Source organism: Thiocapsa rosea (assembly GCF_003634315.1).
GTDB lineage: Bacteria > Pseudomonadota > Gammaproteobacteria > Chromatiales > Chromatiaceae > Thiocapsa > Thiocapsa rosea.
The window spans coordinates 3039825-3058888 of record NZ_RBXL01000001.1 but is presented as its reverse complement, the minus strand read 5'-3'; the positions used below and the strand labels follow the sequence as shown (position 1 = coordinate 3058888).

17 protein-coding genes and 4 tRNA genes are annotated in these 19064 nt (G+C 64.9%); 4 read left to right on the top strand and 17 right to left on the bottom strand.

What is annotated here, in order from left to right; translation table 11 throughout:
* Positions 1-11 precede the first annotated feature (11 nt).
* The 5 genes from arsJ to BDD21_RS13710 all read right to left on the bottom strand — a co-directional run bounded on the left by arsJ (position 12) and on the right by BDD21_RS13710 (position 4219).
* Complete coding sequence (gene arsJ / locus BDD21_RS13730) at positions 12-1247, bottom strand: organoarsenical effux MFS transporter ArsJ (RefSeq protein ID WP_120797630.1); 1236 nt, start codon at positions 1245-1247, stop codon at positions 12-14.
* 280 nt (positions 1248-1527) lie between these two features.
* Positions 1528-2529: an ArsJ-associated glyceraldehyde-3-phosphate dehydrogenase gene (locus tag BDD21_RS13725; protein WP_120797629.1), complete on the bottom strand. Its 1002-nt coding sequence runs from the start codon at positions 2527-2529 to the stop codon at positions 1528-1530.
* On the bottom strand, positions 2526-3074 hold the full coding sequence (locus BDD21_RS13720) for an arsenate reductase ArsC (RefSeq protein ID WP_120797628.1): 549 nt from the start codon (positions 3072-3074) through the stop codon (positions 2526-2528). The genes BDD21_RS13725 and BDD21_RS13720 overlap by 4 nt, the downstream gene beginning before the upstream one ends.
* 133 nt (positions 3075-3207) lie before the next feature.
* Positions 3208-3573 (bottom strand): metalloregulator ArsR/SmtB family transcription factor, encoded by a 366-nt coding sequence (locus BDD21_RS13715; RefSeq protein WP_211335053.1) that lies wholly within the window; start codon positions 3571-3573, stop codon positions 3208-3210.
* 139 nt (positions 3574-3712) lie between these two features.
* Positions 3713-4219, bottom strand: a complete 507-nt coding sequence (locus BDD21_RS13710; RefSeq protein ID WP_120799918.1) for an LEA/WHy family protein — start codon at positions 4217-4219, stop codon at positions 3713-3715.
* Between the two features lie 172 nt (positions 4220-4391).
* On the opposite strand from BDD21_RS13710, the gene BDD21_RS13705 reads away from it, so the two are divergent.
* Positions 4392-5513, top strand: a complete 1122-nt coding sequence (locus BDD21_RS13705) for an anthranilate phosphoribosyltransferase (RefSeq protein WP_120797627.1) — start codon at positions 4392-4394, stop codon at positions 5511-5513.
* A gap of 10 nt (positions 5514-5523) precedes the next feature.
* The gene (locus tag BDD21_RS13700) at positions 5524-5838 is read left to right on the top strand and encodes a non-heme iron oxygenase ferredoxin subunit (protein WP_120799917.1); all 315 of its coding nucleotides are present in this window, start codon (positions 5524-5526) and stop codon (positions 5836-5838) included.
* A gap of 458 nt (positions 5839-6296) precedes the next feature.
* Here BDD21_RS13700 and BDD21_RS13695 read toward each other — a convergent pair whose 3' ends face one another.
* The 3 genes from BDD21_RS13695 to BDD21_RS13685 are packed head-to-tail and all read right to left on the bottom strand — an operon-like array spanning position 6297 to position 8662.
* A complete protein-coding gene (locus BDD21_RS13695; protein ID WP_120797626.1) occupies positions 6297-7097 on the bottom strand; it encodes a DUF2726 domain-containing protein in 801 nt (266 codons plus the stop codon).
* Between the two features lie 12 nt (positions 7098-7109).
* Positions 7110-7568: a hypothetical protein gene (locus BDD21_RS13690; RefSeq protein ID WP_120797625.1), complete on the bottom strand. Its 459-nt coding sequence runs from the start codon at positions 7566-7568 to the stop codon at positions 7110-7112.
* Positions 7569-7594: 26 nt separating this feature from the next.
* Positions 7595-8662 (bottom strand): ABC transporter substrate-binding protein, encoded by a 1068-nt coding sequence (locus tag BDD21_RS13685; protein ID WP_120797624.1) that lies wholly within the window; start codon positions 8660-8662, stop codon positions 7595-7597.
* A 155-nt stretch (positions 8663-8817) separates the two neighbouring features.
* On the opposite strand from BDD21_RS13685, the gene BDD21_RS13680 reads away from it, so the two are divergent.
* Entirely contained in the window at positions 8818-9144 is a 327-nt protein-coding gene (locus tag BDD21_RS13680; protein WP_120797623.1) for a hypothetical protein, read from the top strand.
* A 157-nt stretch (positions 9145-9301) separates the two neighbouring features.
* On the opposite strand, the gene mgtE is transcribed toward BDD21_RS13680, so the two are convergent.
* The 7 genes from mgtE to BDD21_RS13645 all read right to left on the bottom strand — a co-directional run bounded on the left by mgtE (position 9302) and on the right by BDD21_RS13645 (position 14668).
* A complete protein-coding gene (mgtE, locus tag BDD21_RS13675) occupies positions 9302-10744 on the bottom strand; it encodes a magnesium transporter (RefSeq protein ID WP_120797622.1) in 1443 nt (480 codons plus the stop codon).
* Between the two features lie 227 nt (positions 10745-10971).
* The gene (locus tag BDD21_RS13670) at positions 10972-11889 is read right to left on the bottom strand and encodes a general secretion pathway protein GspB (RefSeq protein ID WP_120797621.1); all 918 of its coding nucleotides are present in this window, start codon (positions 11887-11889) and stop codon (positions 10972-10974) included.
* The gene (locus BDD21_RS13665; protein WP_211335052.1) at positions 11886-13727 is read right to left on the bottom strand and encodes an ExeA family protein; all 1842 of its coding nucleotides are present in this window, start codon (positions 13725-13727) and stop codon (positions 11886-11888) included. The genes BDD21_RS13670 and BDD21_RS13665 overlap by 4 nt, the downstream gene beginning before the upstream one ends.
* A 436-nt stretch (positions 13728-14163) precedes the next feature.
* Positions 14164-14239: transfer RNA gene (locus BDD21_RS13660), tRNA-Lys, on the bottom strand.
* A 50-nt stretch (positions 14240-14289) separates the two neighbouring features.
* Positions 14290-14365, bottom strand: a tRNA-His gene (locus tag BDD21_RS13655).
* A gap of 77 nt (positions 14366-14442) precedes the next feature.
* A tRNA-Arg gene (locus BDD21_RS13650) sits at positions 14443-14519 on the bottom strand.
* Between the two features lie 72 nt (positions 14520-14591).
* Positions 14592-14668 (bottom strand) — tRNA-Pro (locus tag BDD21_RS13645).
* A 164-nt stretch (positions 14669-14832) separates the two neighbouring features.
* Here BDD21_RS13645 and folD point away from each other — a divergent pair.
* Positions 14833-15702 carry a bifunctional methylenetetrahydrofolate dehydrogenase/methenyltetrahydrofolate cyclohydrolase FolD gene (folD, locus tag BDD21_RS13640; RefSeq protein WP_120797619.1) on the top strand — a complete coding sequence of 290 codons (870 nt, stop codon included), beginning with the start codon at positions 14833-14835 and terminating at the stop codon, positions 15700-15702.
* 193 nt (positions 15703-15895) lie between these two features.
* Here folD and BDD21_RS13635 read toward each other — a convergent pair whose 3' ends face one another.
* Both BDD21_RS13635 and BDD21_RS13630 read right to left on the bottom strand, forming a co-directional pair.
* Positions 15896-17227 (bottom strand): class II 3-deoxy-7-phosphoheptulonate synthase, encoded by a 1332-nt coding sequence (locus BDD21_RS13635; protein ID WP_120797618.1) that lies wholly within the window; start codon positions 17225-17227, stop codon positions 15896-15898.
* Between the two features lie 210 nt (positions 17228-17437).
* On the bottom strand, positions 17438-18886 hold the full coding sequence (locus BDD21_RS13630; protein ID WP_120797617.1) for a tryptophanase: 1449 nt from the start codon (positions 18884-18886) through the stop codon (positions 17438-17440).
* Positions 18887-19064 lie beyond the last annotated feature (178 nt).

Genomic DNA, 19064 nt, shown 5'->3' with positions numbered 1-19064 from the left:
CACGTGCGACATCAGGCGGCAACCCGGACCGGTTTGGACTCGGAGACCTCGGGCAGACGCAGCGAGAGCAGGAACGCGGCTAGCACGAACCCGGCCGACCACCAGAGACACCCCTCGATCCCCTGCGTCTGATAAACCAGACCCGAGAGCACCGTCCCCGCGAGCCGCCCGCCGGCATTGGCCATGTAATAAAAGCCAACGCTCATCGAGACCTTCTCGAAGTCCGAGTAGGCCAGAATCAGATAGGAATGCACCGCCGAGTTGATGGCGAAGAGCACACCGAACAGCATGAGACCGGCGATCAGCACCTCGCCCGACGGCCAGCCCTGGTGGAGCGCGAAGGCCATTCCCGCCGGCACGATCGCCAGCAACAAGGCCCACCGTCTCGCCGTGCGACCGCCCGGATGACGTCGAGCCACCTGATTCGACCGCCCGAGGTGCATCAGTCGCGGGGCTGCGGCCTGCACCATCCCGTAACCGATCACCCACGCTGCCATGAAGGTGCCGACCTGGGTGAAGCTCCAGCCCAGCGCCGAATACAGAAACACCGGCAGACCCACGACAAACCAGACATCGCGCGCGCCGAACAAAAAGAAGCGCGCCGCCGAGAGCCAGTTGATCGCAGGCGTATTGGAGAAGACCTGCGTGAATTTCGGCTTGGACGCCATGCGCCCGACGCCCGAGGGCAACAGGATCGCAGTCACGATCAGCACGATCAACAGCATCCCCGCGAGCACGGCCAAGGCCCCGCGAAACCCGATCAACTCCAGGAGCGCCGCACCGATGAAGAAGCCGGCACCCTTGAGCGCATTCTTCGAGCCGGTGAGAATGGCGACATACTTAAACAGCCGCGATTCCCCGCCCGCACCGACCAGCGTCTTCACCGTCGCCTTGGCCGACATCTTGTTCAGGTCCTTGGCGATCCCGGACAGTGCCTGCGCCAGCATCACGTAGGCGACCGTCAGCCAGGCATCCGGCACCGTGAGCATCGAGAGCGCCACCACCTGCAACCCCATGCCGATGTGCATGGTGAGATTCAGCCCGATCCGCGCACCCAGCCATCCGCCGACCAAATTCGTGACGATGCCGAAGACCTCGTAGAAGAGGAACAGCATGGCCACCTCGAACGGCGAATAGCCCAGCAGGTGGAAATACAGTACCACCAGCATCCGGATCGCCCCGTCGGTGACGGTAAAGGCCCAGTAGCCGGCGGTGACGGTCAGGTAGTTGCGCGTATTGGTATCCATGGCCCTCCCGGGGCTCGCTCACGGCAAGACAAGCCGGCCTCGTTCATCAGACAGGCCGGTAGGGTGGACGAGCGACAGCGAAGTCCACCGAGCCCGGCGACGGCGCCGGTGGACTGCGCTGCGCTTGTCCACCCTACCAGCGCGTGTCCCACCCCACCGCTCCGATCAGAGCCGTAGGATGGGTAGAGCGCAGCGAAACCCATCCTCCACGCTCCGACGCTCCAGTCCCAGCACCGAAAGAGCGCAGCGAAACCCATCCTCCACACTCCGACAGCACACGCTAAAGCCCCTCGCCCAACATCTGCGCAATGTCCATCATCCGATTCACATAACCCCATTCATTGTCGTACCAGGCCAACACCTTCACCTGAGTCTCGTCGATGACCATGGTGGAGAGCGCATCGATGATCGACGAACGCGGATCATCCTTGTAGTCGACCGAGACCAACGGGCGCTCCTCGTAACCGAGGATACCCGCCAGATCGCCGTCGGCCGCGGACTTGAAATACCCGTTGACCTCATCGGCCGTCACCGCCCGCGCGGCCTCGAAGACGAAATCGGTCAGCGAGGCGTTGAGCAAGGGTACGCGCACGGCCAGCCCGTTCAACTTGCCCGTGAGCTCCGGAAAGATCTTGGTGATCGCCTTCGCCGATCCGGTGCTAGTCGGGATCAGGGACTGGCCGCAGGCACGGGCGCGGCGCAGGTCCTTGTGCCCGAGATCGACGATCCGCTGGGTGTTGGTGATGTCGTGGATGGTCGTCATGGTGCCGTGGCGGATCCCGATCCGCTCGTGCATGACCTTCACCACAGGGGCCAAACAATTGGTCGTACAGGATGCCGCCGTGACCAGATGGTGCTCGGCCGGGTCGTAGAGGTGATGGTTGACGCCGTAGACGATGTTCAGGGCGCCGTCTGTGGGCGCCGCGACCAAAACCTTCTTGACCCCTTGGTCAAAGTAGCCCCGAAGGGTCTCGGGCTTCTTGTGGTGCTTGCCGGTCGCCTCGATGACGATGTCGCAGTCCGACCAATCGGTGTCGGCCAACGCCGGGTTGCGGCTGTAGGCAATCGACCGGCCGTCGATCCGGATCGCATCGCCCTCGCCCGTGCAATCAGGGCCCCAAGTCCCGTGGACCGAGTCGAACTTCAGCAGATGCGCCGATCCGGCGGCATCGGCCGCGATCTCGTTGATCCGGACAAACTCAAGCCCGTCCCGACCCCGGGCCGCGCGCAGACCCAGTCGCCCCATGCGGCCGAAGCCGTTGATCCCGACACGAACACTCATCGCCCCTCCGATCCCGATTCAGCGGCTTCGATCGGCTCCGACGCGGGGAGCGGCGTACGCCCGATCGCGTCGAGTTCGCGTTGCAGCTTGAGCCGATCCAAGGACGCGAGCGGCAGACTGAGAAAGATCTGGATCCGATTCTGAAGCGCGGCGAAGGCTTGACGAAACGCCATCATGCGCGCGACCTCGTTGCCCTCGACCTCGGCCGGATCCGGCACACCCCAATGGGCGGTCATCGGCTGTCCCGGCCAGACCGGGCACATCTCCGCCGCGGCACGGTCGCAGACCGTGAAAACGAAATCCATCACCGGCGCACCCGGCTCGGCAAACTCGGCCCAGTCTTTGCTGCGCAGATCATCGGTCAGATAGTTGTTGCGCCGAAGGACCTCGAGGGCCAGCGGATGCACCTCGCCCTTCGGATGACTGCCGGCGCTGTAGCCATTGAATTGGCCACGGCCGAAGCGGTTGACGATACACTCGCCGAAGATGCTGCGTGCCGAATTGCCGGTGCACAAAAACAGCACGTTGTAAGGTCTCTCGACCATGGGTTGGTCCTCGGTAGGATGAAACCTCGCCGGACGAGCGTCCGGTAATTGACCTCGACGGATCGTCGAGCGCCTTTGCCACGCGCGCCGTCATGACCGCGTCACCACGCCCCCAGAACGGCGAGACACCCGGTCAGGCGCAGCGGGGCACACCCGGCCGATTCGGCATCCGGGCCAGCACCCGATCGTCCTCCACGAAGGGCCGCTCGCCGCACACGGCGTCGAACGTCTCGCGCAGGACGGCGGCGACCCACTCCGGGAGCACCGGACTGACGCGGTAGAAGATCCACAAACCCTCGCGTCGATCCGTCACCACACCCAACTCGCGCAACTGCGCAAGATGTCTCGACACGTGCGGCTGAACCGCGCCGATGGCATGCGTGAGCTCGCAGACACAGAGCTCGGGATGACGCATCAGCAGGATCAAGCAACGCAAGCGCGTCTCGTGAGCCAGCGCGGCAAACAAATCGGTCGGTTGAATCGTCACGGCTGAAAACATACCCCAAAACGAATATTGAGCAAAATGAAGGTTTGATGACGGTTGCGGATTGGCCCCCTAAACCGCGTCCGGAGCGATATGCGTGATTTTCACGTTGTGTTCAGCGTCGGGGGCTTCCTCGATCTTGGCGAGACGCGGTTTAGAACCCTGCGCCCGAGACCAATGCCGCGGGCGCAAGTGTTCCGCTGTGCCGATAGGGCACGGGCAGACGCACGCCGCCGGCATCCACGTAGGCGATTCCGCTGACCGTCCAGGCGAGCGTGTCTTTGGTGAGCAGCAGTCCGGGCAAGGTCGGCATCAAGCCCAGCAGGTTGCTGTTGACCTCCACGTCGACCCGCTCGGTTCCGCCCGCAGGGATCAGGCGTGCAAGCTCGCTTGAACCCTCGGCGAGCTCTTGACCTTCAACCACGACCCGGTAGCTCAGGCCCTTGATCGGAAGCGCGCGATCGTTGGGGTTCGTGACCCCCAGATTGACGAGGAAAGACTGACGATCGAGCCCGAGGAGCTTCGGCTGTGCTCCGAGCAGCGCGACCTCGGGCGCCGTCCAAGGCGCCGTCAGGCTCGCGCAGCCGGCGAGCAACTGCAGGACGAGCAGGGCAAGGATGCTGACCGGGGCAAACCCCGACAGACGGAACGAATGGGCCATGTGTGTCGACTCCGCAAGGTGAACGACCGTATCTTGCACCAACCCGGACCCTTCCCGCGCGTTGAGATCCCGCGCCCGAGTCGCCAGAATGGCGGGCAGGTCGTTAGAGACCCGGTCCGAGCAAGGCATCTGCAGGTCGGCACCGAAAACAATCAGGTCCCGGAGGACAATCATGAGTAGTCAGACCAGCGCATCGAGCGACGTCAAGACCCAAATGCGCTCGATCATCCAGCGCATCGCGACCGGTCCGGAGCTCTCCAAAGACATCTCCACGGAGGAGGCCCGTATCGGCATGGGCGCCATCCTGGACAACGCGGTCGACCCGGTGCAGGCCGGCATCTTCCTGATCGCCCTGCGGATGAAGCGCGAGACCGACGAGGAGCTCAAGGGCATCCTGGACGCGGTGCGCGAGGCCACCGGCTATGTCGTGGCGGGTGTGGACGACGTGGTCGACATCGCCGATCCCTACGACGGCTACAACCGCTGCCTACCGGCGTCGCCCTTCTTGATGCCGGTGCTCGCCGAGTGCGGTGTCCCGGCGATCAGCCACGGCGCGCACGCGGTCGGACCCAAGTTCGGCGTGACCCATCGGCATATCCTGGACGCGGCCGGGGTTCCGGTCGATCTTTCGCCGGTGGAGGCCGCGGAGCGACTGTCCGATCCCGCGCTCGGCTGGAGCTATGTCGACCAACGCGCCTTCTGCGCCCCGCTGCATCACTTGGTCGATCTGCGCTCCACGATCGTCAAGCGCCAGGCGATCACCACGGTCGAGGTCTTGGCCCGGCCGATCCACGGTCGCAAGCACACCCACCTGGTCACCGGGTACGTCCACAAGCCTTATCCACGCATCTACGCGATGTTGGCGCGTCATGCCGGTTTTCATTCCGCACTCCTGATTCGCGGCGTCGAGGGCGGCGTGATCCCCTCGTTGCGCCAGAAGGGCACCTGTTTCAATTATCAGCAGATGTCGGAGGAGCAGTCCTTCGAGGTCGACCCGACCGCTCTGGGGATCGCGCAGTCGGTGCGCGCCGTCCCCTTGCCCGAGGATCTGCCCCAGACCACCCGACCGGGCGACGAGATCGCCGTGGCGGTCGATGTGTTGGCGACCGCGCAGGCTGCGGCGCAGGCGGGCATCGCCGCCCTGGAAGGCGCGCAGGGTCCGACCTACGACAGCCTGGTGTTCGCGGGCGCACTGATCCTCTGGCATCTCGGGCGCGAAGGCTCGCTGGAGGTCGCCGCGGATCGCATCCGTGACGTGCTGGATTCGGGCAAGGCTGCGAAACGGGTGCGCTGAGGAGATGCCGATGGACAAACCCTATGTCGCCGTCGCCGGCACCGATGCGATCGCGCCCGGCAAGTTCCTGAAGGTCGTCGTGGACAACCAGGCGTACATCGTCGCCAACGTCGACGGACACTTCTATGCCGTCGAGGACAACTGCAGCCACGAGGACTATCCGCTCTCCTACGGCTGTCTCGACGGGGATCGCATCAAGTGCTCGCTGCACGGCAGCCGCTTCAGCCTGAAAACCGGCGAGCCGATGGACGAGCCGGCCGACGAGCCGATTCGGACCTATCGACTCATGGTGGCGGAGGGGCAGATCTGGATCGATCCGAGCTGAACCGCGTCAGGAGTGATTCGGGTGACGGCGAGGTGCCTTCGACCTCGCCGCTCATTTGAAAACTCGGTGGGACGCGGTTCAGGAGATTGCGTGAATCGGTGATGGGCCAAAAATAAGTCGAGCCCCGAATCCTATCGTTGTCGTTGTCGTTGTCGATGACGCCAACGACAACCGAGTCGTTTTCTTTTTTTGAATCTTCCTAAATCGCGTCCAGAGCGAAATGCGTCATTTTCACTTTGTGTTTAGCGTCGGAGGCTTCCTCGATCTTGGCGAGACGCGGTTTAGAATTTAATCTTTTTAACACTTTAAACCGCGCCAGCTCCGACCGTCGTCGGAGCCGGCGCGGCCAAGCCATTCCAACACATGACGCATACCGCGCCGGCTCCAACGCTTGTCAAATCTTCCGGGGCCGATCCCATCCGAAAACATCGCATACCGCGCTGGGCGCGGTTTAGGAGTTACATCCTGGCTCGCCTCGGGCGGTCTTCGTCGAACTCGACCTCGATTCGGGGCTCGGGCATCTCCTCCTCGTGGCCGATGTCGAGTTCCTCGTCGATGTGCAGCCGGGGCTCGGTGCGGGTACGCGGCTTGATCGGGGTCGGAGCACTCGGCGTTGTTCGACCGCTAGAGGGCGCCGGCGGCGTCGGATGGGCCGGGCGCTTGATGCGGCGCGGCTCGGGAACGGTATCGACGATCACGTCCGAGAGGTCACGCAACGCCTCGCGAGTCTCCTGCGCCGAGAGCTCCTCGGCACGGGGGTGAGTTCGGATCGTCTGCATGGCCGAGAACACCTGCTCTTCGATCTCCACGACCGAATAGACGTCGCTCTCGCGAAAGCGCACGAAGGGGAGCTTGGCCGCGGCACAGATGCGGTCGAGCCGGTTCTTCGGCGGGCGTCTAGACACGCGCGAGCGCCCTGCAAGATTGACCGCGCAGGCGATGGCGCTCGACTCCCGGGTGCAGATCACGAAGTCGAAGACCTGCTCGGCGAGGCGATCCTCCGCACGTTCGCGGGCGCGCCGATCGAGCCGGCGCTCGACCTCGATGATGTCCGCCGCCCGGACCTTGGCGTAGACCCGATACTCTTGCCCGACGGCACGCTCGAGCACCGTGCAGAAGGCACGCTGCGGCGGGGAGAGGAGAAAGGCATCGACACGGTAGGGTAAACGATTGCGCTGCCTGAATCGGCGCCACAGGCTGAACAGGAAGGTGAGCGCGACGAGAGCGCCTAGACCGAGTAAAAAATAGAAATGCTGCATGAGCCGTTCGCCCTACATCGACCCGCCGAGTGCGGGATTCGGGGCCGGGAACGCGATCCCCCGACGATTGAGCCAAGCCCGATCCAGCGACCACACGATCGAGCCCACGTCGGGCTCGGCAAGCATCAGACTGATCGCGTGAAACTCGGTGCGCTGAAGCCGGTCGCGCGCGGCGGCGAAGGCCGGATCATCGGCGGGCTTGCCGGCCAGTGTCGGGTCGATCGCCACGAGGACCTCGTTCACCGAAACGTCCGCATCATAGGGGCGTGTCAGGGTCACGATGCCGTTCAAAAAAAGCAGCGCCTTAAACGCGTAGGGATACTCCGCGAGGATCGGATCCCGTTCCAAGACGGCATTGAGCTGCCAGATGCGCGGTCCGAACGCCATCCCGCCCCACGGCAGCAGCGACAGGATCAACAGCACGACCAAGACACCCGAGCCGATGACGGCGTTTCGCGTAAAGCGATCCATAATAAAACCTCGATCCGGAACAGGGGTTAGGCGCCGTCGCGGGCCGGCTCCGGGTTGAATCCGAGCCACAGCCAACCGCCGACAAGAAGCAACAGGATACCGGCCAGCACGAACCGGTACCAACCCGGATAACGCACCGCACTCAAACGATAAACAGCGCCGGCGCTGACCATCAGGCCGTCCCCCGCCACGGGAAGGATCCAGCTCACACCCGTCTCGGGCGGCTCCCAGAGTGCATCGAAGGATCGCAGCGGGCCGGCCACCGAGAGCGCGTCGCGCGTCTCCGCAAGATCGAGCGCGGACAGACCATCATCCGTGCCGATCCACAGCCGCTGCAGACCGCGCGCGTCCGGCGGCGCACGATACAGCGCGAGGACGCGGCGCTCGCGCGGGAACGGCGCCAACGCCTCCCACGTCTCGCCCGGTGCGGCCTGCCGATAGAGGCCCCGATCCGTCCCGACGAGGAGCATGCCGCCCTCGGTCACGGCGAAGCAAAGCGCCTTCACGCCGTCGGGGAGCCCGCGACTGTTCGCTGTCCAGGGCGACAAGAGCGTTTCGATCGAGGCGGAGTAGACGCCCTCGCCGATCGTTGCGGCGTGCAATTGGATGCGACCGTCGCGCCGCTGCTCGGCCAGCCGATACAGCGGGACGTCCGAGAGCGGACGATGCCAGGTGTCGTCGGCATGCACCCACAGACCCTCGGGTGTCGCCGCCAAGAGGCCCGACGCGGTTCCCAGGACATCGCTGACCCGCGGGTTGCCGGGCGGCACAAGGCCGGACGCGGACACGAGTCCGGTCGCCGTCCCGATCGGATGACGGCTACGGCTCGGCTCCCCGCGCAGCGCCAGCACCAAGCGCCCTCCGAGTCCGGCATCCTCCTGCTCCCAACCGGTGCCGTCGAAGCGCCAGATCTCGCCGGCTTGGGTGGCGGCCAGGATAGTCCCGTCATCACCCGGCGCGAGGACCGTCACATGCGTCTCCAACGGCAGATTCTCGCGGATCAGGCGCTCGCCGCCCGGCAGCATGAATCCGAGCGCGATCAGTGCGAGCCCGATCAGCAGCAGCGATACCACCGCGATGCGGCGTAGGGTCATCTCGGGCTCCGGTTGATGCGATGGACAGGACCGAACGCCATCCCTGCCCTGGGCTCCGCCGCACGGAACAAAGAGACCGCGGAGCGTTCAGCGAAGGTTCAGCTTGGATCTGCAACCATACTCGCGACCCAATCGACCGACGAGGAGAATCGAGTATGTCCAATCGCAAAGCTGCACTGTTGATCGCTCCGGCCTTCGCGCTGCTCATGGCGGCAACCCCGGCGCCGGCAGACCAATTGAGCACCCGCGCCGCCGTCGGCGGCGGCCTCGGTGCTGCGCTCGGCGCCTTTGTCGGCGGCGAACTCGGCGGGCGCAACGCCGCCATCATCGGCAGCGGACTCGCGGGTGCCGTCGCCACGGCGATCGCCACCGACGGCTACGACAGACCGGTCTATTCCGACCCTCGCGGCGCATCCTATCCCTGCCCCCCCGGCCTTTGGAAGCAGGGGCGTTGCAGGGATGAGTATGCCTATGGCAATTGACCTGACCTCTCCGGTCGGGCCGAGGGACGACAGCCGCGAATGCGGCTCCGTCGCCGACCCCGATTGGACCCGGTGATCAGCCGCGTCCAGAGCGAGATCATGATTTTCGACTGCGTTCGACGTTTGCCGCATCCACGGCCATTAGCCGGGACGCGGTTTAAAGCAAGAACAGGGTCGCCAGCCCGAGAAAGATGAAGAAACCGCCCGAGTCGGTCAAGGCGGTGATCAACACGGAGCTGCCGAGCGCCGGATCCCGGCCCAACCGCTGGCGGATCAAGGGAATCAGCACCCCGGCGGTCGCCGCAAGGAGCAAATTGAGCGTCATGGCCGCGGTCATGACCAGACCCAGCTCGTAATTGCCGTAGAGCAGCCAGGCCGCCACGCCGACGACCCCGCCCCAGACGATGCCGTTGATCACGGCCACGCCGAGCTCCTTACGCAACAGCCGCCACAGGGCGGACGGCTGAACCTGTCCCATCGCGATCGCGCGCACGATCATGGTGATGGTCTGGTTGCCCGCGTTGCCACCGATGCCGGCGACGATCGGCATGAGTGCGGCGAGGGCCACCAGCTTCTCGATCGAGCCCTCGAACAGATCGATGACGCGCGAGGCGATGAAGGCGGTCACCAAATTGATGGCCAACCAGGCCCAGCGGTTCTTCACCGAGCGGATCACGGGCGCGAAGATGTCTTCCTCCTCGCGCAGACCGGCATTGCTCAGGATCTCGGCCTCGGACTCCTCCCGGATATGGTCGACCATCTCGGCGACGGTCAGGCGACCGATCACGCCCTTCTCGCTGTCCACCACGGGGACCGAGACCAGGTCGTAGCGCTCGAAGGCGTTGGCGGCCGAATCGGCGCTGTCGTCCGGAGAGAAGCTCACGATCGACTTGGACTGCATGACCTTGGAGACCTCCGTCTCGGGGTCGTTGATCAGCAGAGATTCCAGGGTCAGAACACCGCGCAGACGCTCCTCCCGGTCGATCACGAAGATCTTGTCGGTATGATCCGGCAGCGCATCGAACCGACGCAGATACCGCAGCACCACCTCCAGGGTGACGTCCTCGCGCACCGTCACCATGTCGAAGTCCATCAGGGCGCCGACGGTGCCCTCCGGATAAGACATGGCCGCACGGACCTGCTCCTGCTCCTCTTCATCGAGCGAGGCCAAGACGTCCTGCATGATCTCGGGCGGCAGATCGGGGGCCAGGTCCGCCAGCTCGTCGGCATCCAGGGTCTCGGCAGCGGCCCTGATCTCCTCGGCGTCCATCGTCCCGAGCAGGGTCGCGCGGACCGCGTCGGAGACCTCGAGCAGGATGTCCCCGTCCTTCTCGGCCTTCACCAGATCCCACACGAACAACCGATCCTCGACGGGCAAGGCTTCGAGAATCCAGGCGATATCCGCCGGATGCAGACGGTCGAGCTTGCGGCGCAACCGACCCAGGTTCTGCCTGTGGGTAATGTTCTCCACCAGCTCCTGATGCGGCATCTTCTGGCGATGCACCAGGGTGTCGACCAGCCGAAGGCGTGCCAACAGTCGCTCGACGTCGCGCAGATGGCGATGCATGGCGTCGGTGTCGCGAGCCTTAGGTTGTGTCATTGGAACGGCGCCGGGGTCGGGGTTGAGGAGGTCGCGGAGCTGCGCACTTTACGGAATTCGCGGGCCGGTTGCGAGTGCAGGTGGATAGACACGACATCCAACACGGAGACTCGACGCCTCAGGTCACTCGATATTGCCCAACGCGCAGACCCTTCCGCCTTACGCCAACTAACTTACTGTTTATAAATAATTTCCAACCACTCACCACTCACCACTCACCACTATCATCAGCGACGCACAAAGAAGGGATTGCCCAGATAGCTCAGGACCGCACCCTCCGGGATGATGCGCTCGATGCGAATGCCGTCGCGGGTCTCCTCGCCTTCGACATAGCGCAGTGCATTGATGTGCACAAAGCGCTTGGCGACATCCTCGTCGTAGACATGCACGGTCATGAAATAAGCGGGCAGCTGCGCCTGCTGCAATGGCGTAAGGCGCAGCTTGGTGGGGTCCCCGCGGATGTCCGCCGGCTGGCGTTGCTCCAAAGGGGGCGGAATCCCTTGCTCGCGACGCACCTGCTGCTTGAAGCTTTCGATGTCTTCGACCAGGTCGGGCGGCACGGCCGCACGCTGCGGCCGGCGTCTAGGCGCGGGCGGCTCCGCATAGGCCGCCTGCTCGGCATCCAACTGACGCTGAAGCTCCTGTTCCAGCCAAAGATCCGGCTCTGCCGGGAACAACGGAGCTTCGCCCGGAAACAGCCCCGGATCAGGACCGGGGACGCGCGGCTCACGCGCTGACGCGTCCGCCACCCCCGAGCGATGCGGCGATGTCTGAGCCTGCGAGGACCCGGGCGAGGAAGCGGGCAAATCGGCGCCATCCGGGGCGATCATCGGTTGCGCATCCGCAGGGGCTTGCCCGGAGTCTGCCGCCGAGAGTGCCGGTGTGGATGTCGACATCGGCGCAGCGGCCGCTTCCGGCTCGGCGCCGGCCTGCAGGGGCAAGGGCACCGGCGGGGGCGTTCGCAGCACCGCATAGAGCGCGATGACCACCGCCACCGCCGCCAAGCCGACCGCGAGCAAGCCCCAATGACTGGTCGGCACCGGCTCCTTGTCCTCGGTGAACATGCCGCTGGTGTCCAGCGTCGGCACACGCCCGAGTTCGCGCTCCTGCTGAGACTTCTTCAACGCCTCCAGGATATAGCTCATGGCTCCGTGGGCTCCGTACTCGCGGGCTCGGACGCGTCGGATGACCGGACCAGCCTGGGGACTCCGGGTAGATCGACAGCGTTGTGCAATTGCATGAGTGTGCGCGGACCGGCGATCCCGTCCGCGACCAAGCCGCGCGACGCCTGGAACGCCCGGACCGAACGTGTCAGCTCCGTATCGTAATAATTGGAATCGCTGGCCGGAAGCCCCGAGGCCGGTACCTTCGCCAACAGATCCCGCAACCACCGCACCGACTCCCCGGAGGTGCCCGGACCGATCAGCGCCGACCCGGTCGGCGGCGGCTGCCACACCAGGATGTAATCGCCGGTCCAGACGGACTTCAGCCGATCAAGCGGCGCCAGCTCGTCCCCGCTCGGCAGGGCAAGCGTACCGAACGACTCATCGAGCGCGCTCAGGGCGAGGAAACGCCGAGCGCCCCCCGCGTCCTGGACGCGGAGCAAGGCCGGACGATCGAAAAGACGCAGCTCGTCGAGGTCGCCCTGCCCGCGCTCGCACCCGAGTCCGAACGAGGCGACACGCGCGCAGGGGTCGCCGGCCGGGAGACTCTCGACCTCCACACCCCAACGCAGCAACAGCAGGCGCAGGGCGTCGGACTCGGGCATGGCGATGCGGGCAAGCGTTTCGGCAAGGGCGTCCGGCTCGAAGCGCGCAGGGTCGATCTGCGGGAGGGTGTCCGCCGAAGCGGCGTCGATCGGCGCGTCTTCGCCCGGAACCTCCTCGCCGGAGGCCGCAAGACCGACCGACCCGGGCGGCGCCCCATCCGCAGCCCCGTCGGACGCAACGAGCAGCGAAATCGGCGATTCCGGGGCAGCGCCCTCTCCCGGCCCCTCGCCGGCACGCGGCGCTGCGGCCGAGAGGGTGCGCTCACCCGTGAGAAGATCGGCCAGGAGCCCCGCGGCGTCCTCGGACACCCAGGCATAGCCGAGCCAGCCTGCGATCATCGCGAGGACAAATGCGGCAGCGGCGGCGAATCCGGGGCGCACCGCCGGGCGAGGCGGCTTATCGATCGACTCGCCTTGTACCTCGCGCGCCGCTCGCTTGACGATGGCCGGTGTCACCTGAGAGCTGCGCGTCACGCAGGCACCGAGCAGCGCGCGATCGCAGAGGATATTGACCAGGCGCGGGACACCGCCGGAGCAGCTGTAGATCCGTCGAATCGCCGCAGCGCTAAACAAGGGACGATCCACACCGGCAACCGCGACCCGATGGCGGATATAGTCGCCGGTCTCCTCGCGCGTGAAGGGCCGCAGGTGAAAACGCGCAGTCACCCGCTGGTTGATCTGACGCAGGGCATCGCGCTCGAGCAGACGCCGCAGCTCGGGTTGGCCGATCAGAAAGATCTGCAGGAGCTTGTGCTTGCTGGTCTCCAGATTGGTGAGCAGACGCACCTGCTCCAGGACCTTCGGACGCAGGCTCTGTGCCTCGTCGATGATCAGCACGGGTCGACGACCCTTGCCGTGCGCGTCCAGCAAATAGACGTTGAGCCGATCGACCAACGCCTTCACGGAACGCTCGCCCTCGGGCACCGGAATCCGAAACTCGTCGCAGATGTTGAGCAGCAGCTCGTTGGCGGTGACCGCGGGATTGAGGATCAAGGCAACCTCGACCCCCTCCGGAAGCTGCTCGAGGAAGGCGCGACAGACGGTCGTCTTGCCCGTCCCCACCTCGCCGGTGAGAAGAACGAAGCCGCCGCTCTCCCCCGCCCCGTAGAGAAGATGCGCGAGTGCCTCCTTATGCTGCTCGCTCAGGAACAGATAATGGGGATCCGGCGCAATAGAGAAGCTGGGCTCTTTAAGCCCGAAATACTTGGGATACACGCTGGCTCTCGATGAGGTAATGGCGGCGGGCAAAGCGTCGCGCGCAGCCCGACCGATCGAGCGATACACCGGGGTATCGGCCGTGGGCTCGGGCCTAAGAATAAGGCGATCATGGAGCGACGGCCATCGACGAGGCCGACAGGAGGCCCGACTGACCGCCCGTTGCCGTACCGATGCATGTTGCGGGGTTTACGTCGCTCGCGCGAGGGTAGTCAGGCAGGCGGGGGGCGTCAAGTCGATGAGCGCACCGGCAAAATGCACCGCTGCGCACCCTGCAGCGTCGATGATGACGGCTCGACGGCTCGACGACCGCCACGCCACGCTCATCGCCGGCCAGGCTTCGGTCGAGCATCGGCATGGCCTGCTCTACAGATCCTGCATAAGGATCGCACCAAACAAAAAGGGCTTGAGCGATTTGCGCTCAAGCCCTTGATGATGGTGGGTCGTGTAGGATTCGAACCTACGACCGATGGATTAAGAGTCCACTGCTCTACCAACTGAGCTAACGACCCGAGACGTGTGTCAATGCGATCGGTCCAGACCGATCGCAGAGCCTGAAGGGTGGGGTGGACGATGGGGCTCGAACCCACGACCACAGGAATCACAATCCTGCGCTCTACCAACTGAGCTACGTCCACCATAGCAAAACATCGATCCCTGGATAGCGCTCATCCGCGCTTACATTTCCCTGCTGACTGCCTGTCGAGCCTGATTTTGGCGCGCTCGGCAGGACTCGAACCTGCGACCCACGGCTTAGAAGGCCGTTGCTCTATCCAACTGAGCTACGAGCGCCGATCGAGTGCGCATCGAAGCCGGCGTTCGGTCGCCCTGAGAGACGTCACCGTAAGCGACCTGTCGGGCAATTGGTCGGGGTAGAGGGATTCGAACCCCCGACATCCTGCTCCCAAAGCAGGCGCGCTACCAGACTGCGCTATACCCCGGTTTCGGGAAAGACATCCCGAAATCGAAGAGCCGGAACTATACGCCGGATGAAGAACGGAGTCAATCCACCGCGAACCCTTGCTCGCCGGGCGACGGCGGCCGCGTTTTCATACGCACCGGTGCTCGCTATGATGCTGCCCAACGATCGCATGACGAGACCACGATGAGCGCACACATTTTGGACGGCAAGGCCGTCGCCGCGGAGATCCGCGTCGAGATTCGCAACCGCGTCGACACCATCCTGGCGGCAGGCGGACGCCCGCCGGGCCTCGCCGTCGTGCTGGTCGGCGAGAACCCGGCCTCTCAGGTCTACGTGCGCAACAAGCGCAAGGCCTGCGCCGAGGTCGGTTTCTACTCCGAGATGCATGAGCTGCCGGCGACAGTCGACCAAGCGGACCTCATCGATCTCATCGACCGACTCAACGCCGACCCGAAGATCGACGGCATCCTGGTCCAGCTCCCGCTGCCCGAGCAGATCGATGAGGCCGCGGTGACCGACTGCATCCTGCCGACCAAAGACGTCGACGGCTTCCACCCGGACAACGTCGGCCGCTTGGTGCTGCGCCGGCCGCTGCTGCGCCCCTGCACGCCGAAGGGCGTGATGACACTGCTCGAGCGCACCGGACGACCGATCGAAGGACTGGACGCCGTGATCATCGGACAATCCAACATCGTCGGCCGCCCAATGGCCCTGGAGCTGCTTGCCGCGCGCTGCACCATCACCGTCTGCCACAGCCGAACCAAGGATCTCGCCGAGAAGGCCCGCGGGGCCGATATCCTGGTCGCGGCACTCGGACGCCCGCGCTTCATCCCGGGCGACTGGATCAAGGACGGCGCGATCCTGATCGACGTCGGCATCAACCGCACCGCCGAGGGCACCCTGGTCGGGGATCTGGACTTCGCGCCCTGCGCCGAGCGCGCCTCCTGGATCACGCCCGTGCCCGGCGGGGTCGGACCCATGACCATCGCCAGTCTGCTCGAGAACACGCTCCAGGCCGCGGAGCTGCATGCCGCGCTGGTGATAAACGCGTAGGATGGGTAGAGCGCAGCGAAACCCATCCTCCAAACCGCCAAGTTGCCGGGTTTCGGTCCGATGCCCTTGGCGCGGGCTGGAAGGCATTGAGTCCCCGATGCCGTCAGTCTTGAGCAAACCCTCGCAGAATTTGTCGTTGTCGTTGTCGCGTTCGTCCGGAATCCGATTACGACAACGACAACGACAACGATGATCAACTGCGCAGTTTGCGCACGACGGCCATCGCCATCTCCAGGGCCTGCTCGTAGTTCAGACGGGGATCGACCTGGGTGACGTAGGCGCGCTCCAGGCCGACCTCGTCCAATCCGCGAGCACCTCCCAAGCATTCCGTCACATCGTCCCCGGTCAACTCGAAATGGACGCCGCCGAGGCGGCCTCCCGACTCGCGATGGATGTCGAAGGCCAGGGACAACTCCTCCAGTATCTTCTCGAAGCGCCGGGTCTTGTAGCCCTTCGCCGTCGTCTCGGTGTTGCCGTGCATGGGATCGCAGACCCAGAGGACCGGACTGCCGGTGCGCCGGACGGTCTCGATCATCGGCGGCAGCTCATGCTCGATCCGATCGGCGCCGAAGCGATGGATCAGGACCAAGCGTCCCGGCTCACGCTGCGGATTCAGCCGCTCCACCAATGCCTCGAGCCACTCGGGCGAGAGCTCGCCGCCGAGCTTGACCCCGACCGGATTGGCGATACCGCGCATGAGCTCCACGTGCGCACCGTCCGGATCGGCGGTACGCAGACCGATCCAGGGCATGTGGGCGCTCAGATCGAACCAGCCCGGAAACTGCCTGACCTGCCGTGTCAGCGCCTGCTCGTAATGCAGATGCAGGGCCTCGTGACTGGTGAAGAACTGCACCCGCGCCAGCTCGCCCGAGCCGGCACCCACCGCCTTCATGAACCGCAGTGATTCCCCGAGCGACTCGACCACCTTGCGGTAGTCCCGCGCGCGCGGTGAATTGGCCATGAAGGCCAAGTCCCAGTTCTCGGGATGCTGCAGATCGGCAAACCCGCCCTCGGAGAGGGCACGGATGAAGTTGAGGGTCAGGGCCGCTCGGCCGTGACCGAGCAAGAGGCGCCGAGGATCGGGGGTTCTCGACTCCGGGGTGAAGTCGGGACCGTTGATCAAATCGCCGCGATAGCTGGGCAAGGTGATGCCGTTGCGGGTCTCGGTATCCGCCGAGCGTGGTTTGGTGTACTGCCCGGCGATGCGCCCGACCCGGATCACCCGCTGCTTGAGCCCTTCCACCAGCACCAGGCTCATCTGGAGCAGGATCTTGAGCTTATTGGCGATGATGTCGGATTGGCAGTCGGCGAATCCCTCCGCGCAGTCGCCGCCTTGAAGCAGAAAACCATCGCCGTTCGCCGCCTCGGCCAACTGGCGCTTGAGCGACTGGATCTCCCAGGAGGTCACCAGCGGAGGCAGGCCGCGCAGCTCCGCCAGGGCGGCCTCGAGTGCCGCCGGATCCGGATAGGTCGCCTGTTGCAGTGCCCTGTGCGACTGCCAGGAGCTTGGAGACCAGTCGTTCATCGCGGTGGGAGCCCCCGGCCACCAGCCTCCAGCCCCCGGCCTAGCGGTGGCGATGAATCAACAGGCATCGGGAGCACATCGCTCCTCGCCTGCCGGTCGGCCGCACCGACATTTGGTCGCCGGAACACAGACCCGCTGGGGGCCGGCGGCAGGGGACTCGCCGCCTCCTCGGGATTCGAGGTCGCACTCTGCGAAGACATGGTTGGCCCCCTACAAGCTGTCGCCCAGATCGGCGCGGAATTTGGCCACCAGCGCCTCCTGCCAGCCGGAGGTCGGAACGAGACGTCCGAAGAAGAAGCGCAGGATGCTCGGCTCCTCGACGAAGCGCAGACCGCCCACCAGATGGCGGTTCTCGTACAGCCAGACGATGCGGTCGACGGCGTACTTCACCTGCGACATGGTGAAGACCCGGCGCGGCAAGGCGAGCCGCAGCAGCTCCATGTCGGCGAGCTTCTCGCTTCCGTCCGGATTGCGCTGCTCGGAGAGCGTGCCGCGCTCCATACCGCGAACGCCGCCGACGAGATAGAGGGCGGAGCCCAGCGCACCGGCGGGATACTCGGTTTGGGGGACGTGCGAGAGGAAGGCCCGCGCGTCGATGTGACAGCCCAGTCCGCCGGGCGGCGTGATCACCGGCACGCCCTTGCGGGCCAGCTCCTCGACCATGAAGCGAATGAACTGCGGACCCTGGCTGACCATGTCCATGTCCATCGTCTCCTCGAGACCGACCGTGATGGCCTCGATCTCGCGGACCGACATGCCGCCGTAGGTGAGGAAACCTTCGTAGAGGGTGATCTTCTCGCGGATCGTCTTGTAGAGATCCTCGTTGTTCATGCAGATCCCGCCGCCGCGCGCGCAGCCCAGCTTGCGGGCGGAGAAATAGATGAGGTCGTACTGGTCGGCCACGGCACGGGTGATATCGCGCAGGCTCATGTCACGACACTCGGGCTCGCGGATCTTGTTGAAGTAGAGGTTGTCGGCCAAGAGGCTGGCATCGAGCACGGCCAGGATGCCGTGCTCGCGGCAGATCCGGCCGACATCGCGCATGTTCTTCAACGACACGGGCTGTCCGCCGATCAGGTTCGTGCCCGCCTCGCAGCGCACGAAGGCGATCCGCTCGGCACCCTGCTCCGCGATCAAGGCCCGGAGCTTCTCGAGGTCCATATCGCCTTTGAAGGGCTTTTCGCTGGTCACCTCCAGCGCATCGGACGTGAAGATCTCCTCGACCGTGCCCCCGTTGAGCGTGATGTGTGCCTTGGTCGTCGTGAAGTGGTAGTTCGTCGGCACGATCGTGCCCGGCCGCACGAGCACCTGGGAGAGGATATTCTCGCAAGCGCGCCCTTGATGGGCCGGCAGGAAGTAGCGCGTCCCGAAGATCTCCCGGATCTTATCCTCCAAGCGATAGAAGGTCTCGGAGCCGGCGTAGCTGTCGTCGGCGACCATCATGGCCGCCTGCTGCCGATCGCTCATGGCGTTGACGCCGCTGTCGGTCAGCATATCCAGGAAGATGTCGCGGTTCTTGAGCAGAAAGGTGTTGTTGCCCGCCTCGGTGATGGCCGCATGACGCTGCTCGATCGGGACGAGATGAAGTTTCTGGACAATGCGGACCTTGTGCATCTCCAGCGGAACGGATTCACCGGAGTAAAATTTGACTTCGGACACGGACGTTCTCCCTGATATCGTTATCGGATCGCCTGGTTAAGACGGCGCCCCAACGATACCACCGCGCCGTGTCGCGATCGACGGCGGGACCGGCGGTCGGCCATGCCGTCCACGCGAAGGCATCCCTTTCGCGATCGGCAAACCTCGGAACCGGACCACCGCTCCCTTCAGGCAAAAG

Coding starts and splice junctions, on each gene's coding strand:
- arsJ (WP_120797630.1), bottom strand. CDS start 1,247: ATGGATACCAATACGCGCAACTACCTGACCGTCACCGCCGGCTACTGG.
- BDD21_RS13725 (WP_120797629.1), bottom strand. CDS start 2,529: ATGAGTGTTCGTGTCGGGATCAACGGCTTCGGCCGCATGGGGCGACTG.
- BDD21_RS13720 (WP_120797628.1), bottom strand. CDS start 3,074: ATGGTCGAGAGACCTTACAACGTGCTGTTTTTGTGCACCGGCAATTCG.
- BDD21_RS13715 (WP_211335053.1), bottom strand. CDS start 3,573: ATGTTTTCAGCCGTGACGATTCAACCGACCGATTTGTTTGCCGCGCTG.
- BDD21_RS13710 (WP_120799918.1), bottom strand. CDS start 4,219: ATGGCCCATTCGTTCCGTCTGTCGGGGTTTGCCCCGGTCAGCATCCTT.
- BDD21_RS13705 (WP_120797627.1), top strand. CDS start 4,392: ATGAGTAGTCAGACCAGCGCATCGAGCGACGTCAAGACCCAAATGCGC.
- BDD21_RS13700 (WP_120799917.1), top strand. CDS start 5,524: ATGGACAAACCCTATGTCGCCGTCGCCGGCACCGATGCGATCGCGCCC.
- BDD21_RS13695 (WP_120797626.1), bottom strand. CDS start 7,097: ATGCAGCATTTCTATTTTTTACTCGGTCTAGGCGCTCTCGTCGCGCTC.
- BDD21_RS13690 (WP_120797625.1), bottom strand. CDS start 7,568: ATGGATCGCTTTACGCGAAACGCCGTCATCGGCTCGGGTGTCTTGGTC.
- BDD21_RS13685 (WP_120797624.1), bottom strand. CDS start 8,662: ATGACCCTACGCCGCATCGCGGTGGTATCGCTGCTGCTGATCGGGCTC.
- BDD21_RS13680 (WP_120797623.1), top strand. CDS start 8,818: ATGTCCAATCGCAAAGCTGCACTGTTGATCGCTCCGGCCTTCGCGCTG.
- mgtE (WP_120797622.1), bottom strand. CDS start 10,744: ATGACACAACCTAAGGCTCGCGACACCGACGCCATGCATCGCCATCTG.
- BDD21_RS13670 (WP_120797621.1), bottom strand. CDS start 11,889: ATGAGCTATATCCTGGAGGCGTTGAAGAAGTCTCAGCAGGAGCGCGAA.
- folD (WP_120797619.1), top strand. CDS start 14,833: ATGAGCGCACACATTTTGGACGGCAAGGCCGTCGCCGCGGAGATCCGC.
- BDD21_RS13635 (WP_120797618.1), bottom strand. CDS start 17,227: ATGAACGACTGGTCTCCAAGCTCCTGGCAGTCGCACAGGGCACTGCAA.